6 protein-coding genes are annotated in these 10683 nt (G+C 69.7%); 2 read left to right on the top strand and 4 right to left on the bottom strand.

Going from position 1 to position 10683, the window contains the following annotated elements:
• Nucleotides 1-133: 133 nt before the first annotated feature.
• Both ACFXBC_RS22495 and gmd read right to left on the bottom strand, forming a co-directional pair.
• The gene (locus tag ACFXBC_RS22495; RefSeq protein WP_385027148.1) at nt 134-2875 is read right to left on the bottom strand and encodes a DNRLRE domain-containing protein; all 2742 of its coding nucleotides are present in this window, start codon (nt 2873-2875) and stop codon (nt 134-136) included.
• 52 nt (nt 2876-2927) lie between these two features.
• Nucleotides 2928-3941 carry a GDP-mannose 4,6-dehydratase gene (gene gmd, locus ACFXBC_RS22490; protein ID WP_385027145.1) on the bottom strand — a complete coding sequence of 338 codons (1014 nt, stop codon included), beginning with the start codon at nt 3939-3941 and terminating at the stop codon, nt 2928-2930.
• 125 nt (nt 3942-4066) lie between these two features.
• Here gmd and ACFXBC_RS22485 point away from each other — a divergent pair, with 125 nt between their 5' ends.
• Entirely contained in the window at nt 4067-5005 is a 939-nt protein-coding gene (locus tag ACFXBC_RS22485; RefSeq protein WP_385027142.1) for a GDP-L-fucose synthase family protein, read from the top strand.
• Nucleotides 5006-5048: 43 nt separating this feature from the next.
• Here ACFXBC_RS22485 and ACFXBC_RS22480 read toward each other — a convergent pair whose 3' ends face one another.
• Entirely contained in the window at nt 5049-6452 is a 1404-nt protein-coding gene (locus ACFXBC_RS22480; protein ID WP_385027139.1) for a sugar transferase, read from the bottom strand.
• A gap of 552 nt (nt 6453-7004) precedes the next feature.
• On the opposite strand from ACFXBC_RS22480, the gene ACFXBC_RS22475 reads away from it, so the two are divergent.
• A complete protein-coding gene (locus ACFXBC_RS22475; protein ID WP_385027137.1) occupies nt 7005-8612 on the top strand; it encodes a glycoside hydrolase family 71 protein in 1608 nt (535 codons plus the stop codon).
• A gap of 127 nt (nt 8613-8739) precedes the next feature.
• Here ACFXBC_RS22475 and ACFXBC_RS22470 read toward each other — a convergent pair whose 3' ends face one another.
• Nucleotides 8740-10494, bottom strand: coding sequence for a coagulation factor 5/8 type domain-containing protein (locus ACFXBC_RS22470; protein WP_385027133.1), 1755 nt, complete (start codon nt 10492-10494; stop codon nt 8740-8742).
• Nucleotides 10495-10683: the final 189 nt, after the last annotated feature.

The following is a 10683-nucleotide window of genomic DNA, read 5'->3' as shown; positions in this document are numbered from 1 at the left end:
TCGCCAAGCGCGGCCGCCCCGGCCGTGGTCCGCCGGTGGAGGGTCCGCATGATAGATCGCCTGTGGCACGGGTGGTGCGGGGCCCTGACGGCCGGGCCCCGCACGCTGTCAAGGCGGTGGTGTCACCCGCGGATCACGGTGCACCGAAGGTCAGCACCAGCTGCGGGGTTCCCTCGGCCGCGGTGGCCTCACGGGACCACAGCCAGAGCGGGTCCGTGCCGGTGCTCGTCAGCGCCAGGCTGTAGGGGCTGCCCAGTGCCGGGGTGAGCGCGGCGGTGTCGAGCGGGGCCGAGTAGACGGTGGAGCCGTCCGTGGCCCCGCTCAGCGTCCCCAGCGTGCCGGTCCCCGGCGCGGGCCGGTTGTTGTACGTCAGGGCCGACTCCGTCCAGTCTCCGGTGACCGGCACCACGGACTGGCTGTCCGTCGAGCCCGCCCCGGTCTGCGTCGAGGTCTTCACCGACAGCCTGGCGCTCTTCAGTACTGTGCCCGCCGGGGCGGACGGCAGCGTGAACCGCAGATACGACGCGTACGCCGATGTGCCGCGTACGGCAAGGGAGCTCGATGTGCCGTAGTTCGTGCTCGGGGCACCCGCGTTGACATAGCTGTCCTCGGACGCCCTGACCGTGGAGACGGTGTCGGCGGGCGCACTGGCCAGCGTGTAGTGGCCGGCCACCTGCTGGGCGGTGAGCACCGAGGGGTAGATGGCCGTCTCGTCGATCTGGCCCGCGAAGAAGTTGCTGGTGGGCTGCTGCGGCCAGCCGTTGAGCTGGTCACCGCCGACCCGCCAGTAACCGGAGTACGCCTGATTGCCCGTCACCTTCGAGGACGCCTTCAGCGCACCGTCGACGTAGAGCGCCATACCGGACGAGCCCTGGGTGGCGACCACATGGTGCCAGGCGCCGTTGTTGTAGGTGCCGGGGGTGGTGACGGTCTGCGCCGACCCCGGGTACACACCGAAGACCAGATTTCCGCTGTCGGTCAGGTAGATCTGCTTGTCGTAGTTGCTGCTGGTCTTCGTGGTGTTGTTGCCGAACCCGACGAGCTTGCCGCCGCGGTCGGTGGTCGTCCTGAACCAGGTCTCGATGGAGTAGTCACCGTCCACGGTCGTCCTGCGGTCGCTGTACACCACCTGGTCGGTGCCGTCGAAACCCATCGCCGTACTGGGGCCGTTGACCGCGGCCGGCGTCTGTCGCAGCGCGGGCCCGCCCAGCTGGATGCCGCTGCTGTCGGACGCGGACGAGTCGCCGGTGAACGGGGAACTCGCCTCGTCGTAGCGCCAGTACTGGGTCGCCCCGTCCTTCAGCACCGCCGACGGATACGCCTCGGCCGACGAGGGGACGGTGACCGTCGCGGTGGGCGAGAGCCCGCTGGTGTTCCCGGCCGCGTCCGACGCCGTCACCCGGTAGGTGTAGGTCTGGCCGGCGCTCACGCCGGTGTCCCGGAACGACAGCTGCGGGCGCGACCAGGGCAGCGAGTCGCCGTCCACGGTGTACAGCGGGGTCGACGAGCCGTTGCGGTAGACCTTGTACGTCAGTCTGCTGTCGTCCAGGTCGGTGCTGGAGCGCCACCGCACCTGCACCTCACCGGGCTTGATGCTGGACGCACTGGCCTGCGGCACCCCGGGCACCCCGGTGTCGGGGCTCGCCGCGAACCTGGTGAGTCCCTGGGCGGGGGCCGCGTTGACGGTGGTGAACTCGCCGCCGACCCACAGGTACTTGTTCGACCCGGTCGCCGACACGGCCAGCGCACGCGGGCCGATGCCCTCGCCCAGGCCGTCGTTGGTGTTCGGGAACCAGCCGAGCTTGCCCACACTGGTGGTCGGCTGGGCCAGCAGATGGTTCCGCGGGCCGTCCGGGAACTCGCCCACGCTGGAGCAGTCGTGCGCGTGCGACGCGCTGTAGAGGACGTTCTCGTACGAGAGCACGGCCTGGGTGGCGCCCAGGCAGGTGTCACGCCAGCGCTGACTGAGATCGCTGAGGTTGAGCGCGATCCGCCCGTCGAAGACGCCTCCGCCGGTCCCTTCGTTGCCGGTGTAGAAACCGGTCGCGTCGGTCCCGATGGTCTTGACGACCGAGTTGGTCTCGATGAAGCCCGGATAGGTCTTCACATTGTCGCCCGACGCGGCGTCGACCACGGCGAGCGCGTGCGATTCGGCGCCGTTGACGGTGAAGAAGTCACCGCCGAGCAGGACGTCGTGTCCGTCAGGCGTGACCGCAACGGCCCGGCCCGGCAGATCGGCGTCGGCGCGGAACGGCCGCAGCGCCCCGGTGGCGCTGTCCACCGCCGCGAAGCGTTTGCGGGTCTCGCCCGCGACGGTCCCGAAGTCGCCGCCCGCGTACACCGTGTCGTCGGTGACGGCGAGCGCCCGCACCGTCGCCGGGAAGCTCGGGTGGAAGTCCGCCTTCGGGGCGCAGGTGGCGATGTCGATCGCGGCGAGGCTGCTAGCCTGTACGCCGTTGACGGCGCCGAAGTAGCCGCCCGCGTACAGCGTCTTCTTGTCGGGCGAGACCGCGAGCGCGCGTACCGTCGCGGTGCCGCTGCCCACGGTGAACGACAGCTTGCAGGACGTGGGCGCCCCGGTGGCCGCGTTCATCGCCACGAAGTTGACGGCGTCCTGCGGGGTGCCGCTCGCCCCGTCCGGCGGCCTGACCTGCGAGAACGTACCGCCGACGAAGACGGTCCCCTGCGCCTCGGCAAGGGCCCAGGCGATCCCGTTGGTCTGCCAGGTCGGCAGCGAGTCGGCGGTGAACGCCACCGGAGGCGTGACCGCCGCGGCAGGCGCCGCCGCCGTCGCTCCCAGGCCCGCGGTGGCCGTGAGGACGAGGGCGCCCGAAAGCACCCCGGGCCTCCGCAAGAGTCCTCTGGATCTACGCATGAGCCCTCCGGATCTACGCACTGCATACCCCCCACACCTGAAGTCGTGCATGTCAGCGGTCGATGCGGACGTTCGCACCGGCCAGTTCGTCCGCCACCTGACGCATATCGGCGTCGACCATGATCCGGGCCAGCTCCTCGACGAGCACCTCCGGTTTCCAGCCGAGCAGTTCGTTCGCCTTGGCCGGGTCCCCGATGAGCGCGTCCACCTCGCTGGGGCGCTCGTACTTCGGGTCGTAACGGACGTATCTGTCCCAGTCCAGACCCGCGTGCGCGAACGCCGTCTCCACGAACTCCCGTACCGTCGCCGCTACTCCGGTCGCCACCACGAAGTCGGTCGGCTCGTCGTGCTGGAGCATGCGCCACATCGCGTCCACATACTCCGGGGCGTACCCCCAGTCGCGTACGGCGTCCAGATTGCCCAGGTAGAGCCGGTTCTGGAGGCCCGCCTTGATCCGCGCCACCGCGCGGGTCACCTTCCGGGTCACGAAGGTCTCGCCACGGCGCGGCGACTCATGGTTGAAGAGGATGCCGTTCACCGCGTACATGCCGTACGCCTCACGGTAGTTGACCGTGGTCCAGTACCCGAAGACCTTGGCCGCACCGTACGGGCTGCGCGGATGGAACGGTGTGCCCTCGTGCTGCGGGGGCGGGGTGGAGCCGAACATCTCCGACGAGGACGCCTGGTAGTAACGGGTCTCGATACCGCTCGCCCGGATCGCCTCAAGGAGCCGCAGCGCCCCGAGGCCCGTCACATCACCCGTGTACAGGGGGGCGTCGAAGGAGACCCTGACATGGGACTGGGCTCCCAGGTTGTAGACCTCGTCAGGTCTGAGGTCGCGCAGCAGGTTCACCAGCGCCACCCCGTCGGCGAGGTCCGCGTGGTGCAGTACGAAGGACCGATCGGGCTGCTGCGGGTCCTGGTAGATGTGGTCCACGCGCTCCGTGTTGAAGCTGGACGAACGCCGGACGAGCCCATGGACCGTGTACCCCTTGGAGAGCAGCAGCTCCGCCAGATAGGAACCGTCCTGACCGGTGACTCCGGTGATCAGTGCGGACTTGCTCATATGGACTGTCCCTCTCTGGCGGACCGTGCCGGGACCGGCCCGGAGACCGCGGTTATATGGTGGTTCAGGAAATAAGTCAGCTTCTTGTGCACAGTGATGGGCTTCGTCCTGGCATGATCCGGTTCATGACTGAATCGCTGTTCCTGCCCGAAGGCGCCCGCATATTCGTCGCCGGCCACCGCGGCCTCGTCGGATCGGCCGTGGCCCGCCGGCTCACCGCCGACGGACACCAGGTCCTCACCCGTACCCGAACCGAGCTGGATCTGCGCGACGCCGGGAGCACCGCGCGCTATCTGGACGACACCCGCCCCGACGCGGTCGTCCTGGCCGCGGCCAAGGTCGGCGGCATCATGGCGAACAGCACCCATCCGGTCCAGTTCATCGAGGAGAACCTCCAGATCCAGCTGAGCGTGATCGCCGGGGCGCACGCGGCGGGCGTGGGCAGGCTCCTCTTCCTCGGCTCCTCCTGCATCTACCCCAAGCTCGCCCCGCAGCCGATCAGTGAGGACGCCCTGCTGACCGGGGCGCTGGAGCCCACCAACCAGGCGTACGCCCTGGCCAAGATCGCCGGAATCGTACAGATCCAGTCCTACCGGCAGCAGTACGGCGCGGCCTACATCTCCGCCATGCCGACCAACCTCTACGGGCCCGGCGACAACTTCGACCTGGAGACCTCGCATGTGCTGCCCGCGCTGATCCGCCGCTTCCACGACGCCCGCGAGGCCGGGCGGGACGAGGTGGTGCTCTGGGGCTCCGGGACCCCGCGCCGCGAGTTCCTCCATGTCGACGACCTCGCCTCCGCCTGCGCGCTGCTGCTCCGCTCGTACGACGGCGACGACCCGGTCAACATCGGCTGCGGCACCGACCTGACCATCCGGGAACTCGCCGCCACCGTCGCCGAAGTGACCGGCTACCAGGGACGGATCGGCTGGGACACCGCCAAGCCGGACGGTACCCCGCGCAAGCTGCTCGACATCTCCCGTCTGAGCGCACTCGGCTGGAAGCCGGACATCGCGCTGCGCGACGGTATCGCCGCCACGTACGCCGCCTGGCAGCGCGGCTGACGGCCGGTACGTCGGGGCCCGGGTCCGCACGGGCAGCGGCCGGTCAGTACGCACCGCGGCCGTCGACCACGGCGCGGAGCGTACGGGCCATCACATCGACATCGCTGGTGAACGACCAGTTGTCGACGTACTGGAGATCGAGCTGGACCGTCTCGTCCCAGGAGAGGTCGGAGCGGCCGCTGACCTGCCAGAGCCCGGTCATCCCGGGCCGTACGGCGAGCCGCCTGGCCTCCGTCTCGTTGTAGCGGGCGGCCTCATCGGGCAGCGGCGGGCGCGGCCCCACCAGGGACATGACACCGCACAACACATTGATCAGCTGGGGGAGTTCATCGAGTGAGGTCCGGCGCAGCAGCCGCCCGGCCCGGGTGACCCGGGGGTCGCGCCGGATCTTGAACATCGGGCCGTCGGTCTCGTTCGCCGATGCCAGCTCGGCCTTGCGGGCGTCCGCGTCCAGCCGCATCGTACGGAACTTCCACATCACGAACGGTGTGCCGCCCTGGCCGATCCGCTGCTGCCGGTAGAAGACCGGACCGGCCGAACTCAGCCCGACCGCAAGGGCTATGGCCAGGAAGAGCGGCGAGAGCAGCAGCAGCCCGGCAGCCGCGCCCGCCCGGTCCACGACGGACTTCAGCACCGGCTGGGCGCCGCGCCGCACCGGCGGCACGATCCGCAGCAGTGCGAGACCGGCTGCGGACGAGGGTTCGAGCCGCTTGACGGAGATCTCCACCAGGCCCGGGGCCAGAGCGAGTTCGACCCCCGCGTCATGCAGGGCCCAGGAGAGCCGCCGCAGTCTCTCGCCCGACATCCCGGAGCCGGGCGCGACCAGGACCACATCGGCCGACAGCTCGCGCGCCGCGCTCAGCAGGGGCACGGTGTCGTCCGCCGTGACCACCGGGGCGTAGGGCGCCAGCCGGCCGGCCACCCGGGATCCGCTGCCCACCTCGCCCGCGCCCACCGCCACGATGCCGACCACGACGTACGGGTGGTCGGTGCGGCCCGCCAGATGGCCGGCCACGTCATCGGCCGCCACCGGCTCGCCCACCACCAGCACCCGGGTCACCACCTGGGCCTTCCGCCGGGCCGCGGCCAGATGCCGGTAGGTGGCCCGGCGCCAGACCAGGGTGGCGAGCAGCGACGGAAGGAGCACCAACAGGCTGAGCAGCGGCGGGTGGTGGAGTTCGGCGGCGCTGCGGATCACCGCGAGCACGCCCAGCAGGATCAGCCAGTCGTGCAGCACGGGCAGCGCGCCCCTGGACTCACCCAGGGCGCGCCTCGTGTAGCGGCGCCGGAACGCCTGCACGCCCAGCCAGGCCACCGCCGTGACGGCGGCCGACCGGAGTGCGTACGGCTGCCCCTGGGCGCGGAAGGCCAGAGCCACCGGCAGCGCCGTCGCGGCGACGTCGGCGAGCAGGGCCGTCGGCAGGTACCACGGTGCTTTCAGGCGCATCCCATGCGGGATCGCGCCTGATGAAGTGCTGATGTCGGACGCACTTGTCTCAGGCGTTCGGACATGCCACATGTACCCCCCCCGGCACGTGTTGACTGGTGCGTCCCGCTGGTCGATTCCCCGATCGACGAACTGGAGTCGCAACAGGGAACAGTACGACAAACTTCAGGGCGCACCATGCCGTTTACGTAATCGTTGCGACCGATTGGCCCGGCATATATCGGGAGACCGTGTGAGGAAGAGGTGTTGGCCTCGTGTAATCGATCGTGGCGCCTTCTCTGTCCCGACCGCCGTGTGCAGCCGGATTCACCCCACGGTCATGCGTGCGAACGAACCTGCCCCGGTGCGGCGGCATTTCACGGTACGGGATGCGGAGCGACAGCCTCAGCGACTGCGCCGCTGGTCACGGCGGGCGGCGGCCGGACGGCCCGGGACACCCGGCCGCCGCGTACCGCCGCCTCCGGCGCCGACCCCTGTTGTCCCGAAGCGGCATTTCGGTTCTACTACTGCGCAACCCCCGCACTGCGGGCGGTTTTCCGGGAAGGAACGACGATGGCAGAAGCGCCGGTACGACCGTTGGCGCACCACCGCCGCAGCACCACCGGGCGGCGCATCCTGCTGCCGGGGGCCGGTCTCGGGCTCGGCCTGCTGCTGATCTGTCTGCTGGCCACCAGCGGAATGGCCTGGTCGCCCTTCGGGGCGGACGGCGGGCCCGCCGGAGCACCCGCCGCCGGGCCGTCCGCCCAGGGCCCGGATGTGCGGGCCGGGGCCAACACCCCCCGGCCGCAGCGCACCACCGGCAAGGAACTCCCCTTCGACCTGCCCTCGACCGCGGCGCTGCGCACCGGCCACCACCTGGTGTTCGCCCACTACTTCACGCCGTATCCGCTCTCCCTGGACAACAAGCCGGCCGGGCAGGACTACTACAGCCGCAACTATCTGACCAGGCAGGGTGAGAACGGCAAACACGCTTCGTACGGGGGCCTGTTGCGGGACCGGCCCCTTCCGGTCGCACCGCGCGGCGGCGACTGGCAGCTCGCCAACCTCCAGCAGGAGGTCCGTACGGCGAGGGCCGCCGGTATCGACGGGTTCAGCGTCGACATCCTCTCGCTGACCGGACCGAACTGGCAGCGCGTCAACCTCCTGATGAGAGCCGCCGCTTCGGCCGCCCCGGGGTTCCGGATCATGCTGATGCCGGACATGACGTCGCTGCACACCGACCCGACGACGCTGGCCGACGCCCTGGCCGGACTGGCCGCCTCGCCCGCCGCCCACCGGCTCGGCGACGGACGGCTGGTGATCTCCCCCTTCAAGGCGGAGGCACACGACCCCGGCTGGTGGTCGCAGCTGACGACACGGCTGCGGGCACGCCACGGCATCCGTACGGCCCTGGTCCCGCTCTTCCTCGACTTCCGGGCGAACGCACAGCGGTTCGCCCCGATCAGCTACGGCTTCTCGGAGTGGGGCAACCGCAGTTACACCGCCCAGGCGGGGGCCGCGGGCGATGTGGCGCTGGCCCACCGTCTCGGCAGGACCTGGATGCAGCCGGTCTCGGTGCAGGACGCCCGGCCGAACCAGGGGGTGTACGACGAGGCGGGCAACACCGCGACGCTGCGCGCAGGCTGGGGCCACGCCATCGACGACGGTGCCGACTGGGTCCAGCTCACCACCTGGAACGACTACTCCGAGGGCAGCCAGTTCGCCCCATCGCTGCACAACGGCTACGTCTACCTCGACCTGTCCTCGTACTACCTCACCCGGTTCAAGACGGGGCAGTGGCCGAAGATCGTGCGGGACACGGTCTATCTGACCTCGCGGGTGCAGTTCGCAGGGGCGCGCCCGGCGCCCGGCGCGCAGCAGAAGCTGATGAGCCCGCGCGCGGGGACGGCCGCGCCCCGCGACATGGTGGAGGCGCTGACCTTCCTGACCGCGCCCGCCGATCTGGAGACCGTGGTCGGGACCGACCGGCGGAGCCACCCGGTCCCGGCCGGGGTCCTGGCCACCCTGGTGCCGCTGCGCCCGGGGTGGAGCGCGGCCACGGTGCGCAGGGACGGCAGGACGGTGGCGGAGGTGACCTCGCGCCACCCGGTACGGAGCCAGGTCCAGGTGCAGGACCTCCAGTACTACGCGGAGAGCAGCGGCCGCCCGGACACTCCCTGAGCCGGACACTCCCTGGGCCGGACACTTCCGGAGCCGGATTCGTCCGAGGCCCTTCCCCTTACGCAAGGGGAAGGGCCTCGGGCGCTGTCCGGTCAGGTGCGGGTACCCCCGGCCGCTGCGGCGATCCTCACGGGTACGAGACGACGGTGGACGGCACCGTCGACGTCCCCGATGTGGCGGAGCCGGTGTTGTTGATGACGTGGTTGTACTGGCCCTTCCCGCCGAGCGACACCACCAGCAGATCGTGGAACTTCACCCCCGCCTTGTCGGGGGCGGCGAAGCCGTGGTCCTGCTGGATGGTCGGATCCGCGGTGAAGTTGCAGTAGCTCCCAAGACCCCAGCCCTCATGGGTGTTGACCGAGTCGGCGACCTTGTAGGCGGCGTATCCCTTGGTGGCGCCGTCCTGGACGGCGGCCTGGTTGGGGGCGTCGTACGCCTTCTCGTTCTGGAAGAAGATCGTCTTGCCGTTCTCGCCGTTCCACTGGACGTCGTACTTGTTGAAGTGCTCGACGAACAGCCCGGTGGCGAGCACATTGTCGCCGTTGACCGTGAGCCCGTAGTCGGCTCGGTTGGTGTCCCAGCCGACCCCTTCACCATGGTCGGCGCGCCAGAGCCAGGTGTGGTCGACGATGGTGTTGTTGCTGTTGATCTCCATACTGGTGGTGGCCTTGCCGGGGCCCGCGCCGCCGATCCGGACGAAGACGTCCTGCACGGTGGTCGGGTTGGCCGAGTGGTCGGCGGACGAGCCCTCCGGGCCGACCTGGAGCAGCGTGTCCGAGTTGGTGGTACCCGCGTCGATCAGCAGACCCGCCAGCTTGACGCCGTCCACGTCGGCGACCTTCATCGCCGTCACCCCGTTGTCCGGGACAATCGTCGCGTACCCGAGACCCAGCACCACGGTGTTGGCCCGCTTCACGTTGATCGTCTGGTCCACGTGGTAGATGCCGGGCGTGAAGAGCAGGTTGAGCCCCTGGTCCAGCGCCTGGTTGATGGTCGCGGCGCTCGCGCCGGGCTTGACCACGTAGAACTGGTCCAGCGGGATCGAGTCGCCCTTCGGCGTGCCGTTCTCCCAGGTGGTGCCGCTGGCGTTGGTGCGCTTCTCCGGCGTGAACACCTTGTAGTCGTTGCCGTCCAGGTAGAGGAACGGCTTCTCGCGGGAGACCGGGGTCGTGTCCAGGGTGGTGTACGTGGGGTCGGGGAAGCCCTGTGCCGGGGCGCCCTTGACACCCGAGAACACCATGTTCCAGACGCCGTTGGCCCAGCCGCCCACCGAGCTGTCGCGGGTGTACCACTGCTGCTGGGAGTAGGGGCTGACCGTGCCGTCGATCTTGCTGTCGGCGATATAGCCGCCGCTGGCCCAGCCGTAGCCGTCGGGGGTCAGGTTGAGGCCGCCCTTGACGTGCATCCGGCGGAAGGGGGCGGCCTGGGCCACCGCCCAGCGGTCGGTGCCGTTCGCCGGGGTGAGGGCGAGGTTCTCCGCCGAGCGCCAGAAGTTCTGGGTGGCGTTCCCGTTGAACCAGCCCGCGTCCACGGTGACATCGCCGTTGATGTTGGTGTCGTCGGGGGAGAGGCCGAGTCCGGCGATCGAGGTGTAGAAGCCGAGCTGGGCGTTGATGTTGCTGTAGTTGCCCGGCTTGAAGAAGAAGGCGTCCCGGCCGGTGCCGAACTGCGCCGACTCCTGCTGTTTGAAGACCGAGTCCAACTGGCCCTGGATATCGGGGGTTGAGGGGTCGAAGACATGCACATTCGGTCCGAGGTCGCCGCCGCCCGGCAGGTCGGCGGCGTGTGACTTCGACGGGGCGACGACGAGCAGCGCGGCGGCGAGCGCGGCCGCTGCCACCACCGACACCCTTCTCCTGCGTGCTGTGGGGGGAACAAGCATGGGGAAATCTCCCGCAGTTGGTGGCTCGACGGCGAGCCTTCAAGAAATGAAGAGCGAAAAGCTCTGGGAGCGCTCTCTGATGGGTTGGATCGTTCCTCCGGGCATGCGCCACGTCAAGAGTTGTGCAAAAAGTGGTGGAGATGACCCGGATTTCTCCAACTCTGTTGAATAAGGCGGCAGATGAGGGTC

This window comes from Streptomyces sp. NPDC059398, assembly GCF_042751845.1.
GTDB lineage: Bacteria > Actinomycetota > Actinomycetes > Streptomycetales > Streptomycetaceae > Streptomyces.
The sequence above is the reverse complement of the archived record's forward strand: the minus strand, read 5'-3'. Positions and strand labels throughout refer to the sequence as shown.

Coding starts and splice junctions, on each gene's coding strand:
- ACFXBC_RS22495 (WP_385027148.1), bottom strand. CDS start 2,875: ATGCGTAGATCCAGAGGACTCTTGCGGAGGCCCGGGGTGCTTTCGGGC.
- gmd (WP_385027145.1), bottom strand. CDS start 3,941: ATGAGCAAGTCCGCACTGATCACCGGAGTCACCGGTCAGGACGGTTCC.
- ACFXBC_RS22485 (WP_385027142.1), top strand. CDS start 4,067: ATGACTGAATCGCTGTTCCTGCCCGAAGGCGCCCGCATATTCGTCGCC.
- ACFXBC_RS22480 (WP_385027139.1), bottom strand. CDS start 6,452: ATGCGCCTGAAAGCACCGTGGTACCTGCCGACGGCCCTGCTCGCCGAC.
- ACFXBC_RS22475 (WP_385027137.1), top strand. CDS start 7,005: ATGGCAGAAGCGCCGGTACGACCGTTGGCGCACCACCGCCGCAGCACC.
- ACFXBC_RS22470 (WP_385027133.1), bottom strand. CDS start 10,494: ATGCTTGTTCCCCCCACAGCACGCAGGAGAAGGGTGTCGGTGGTGGCA.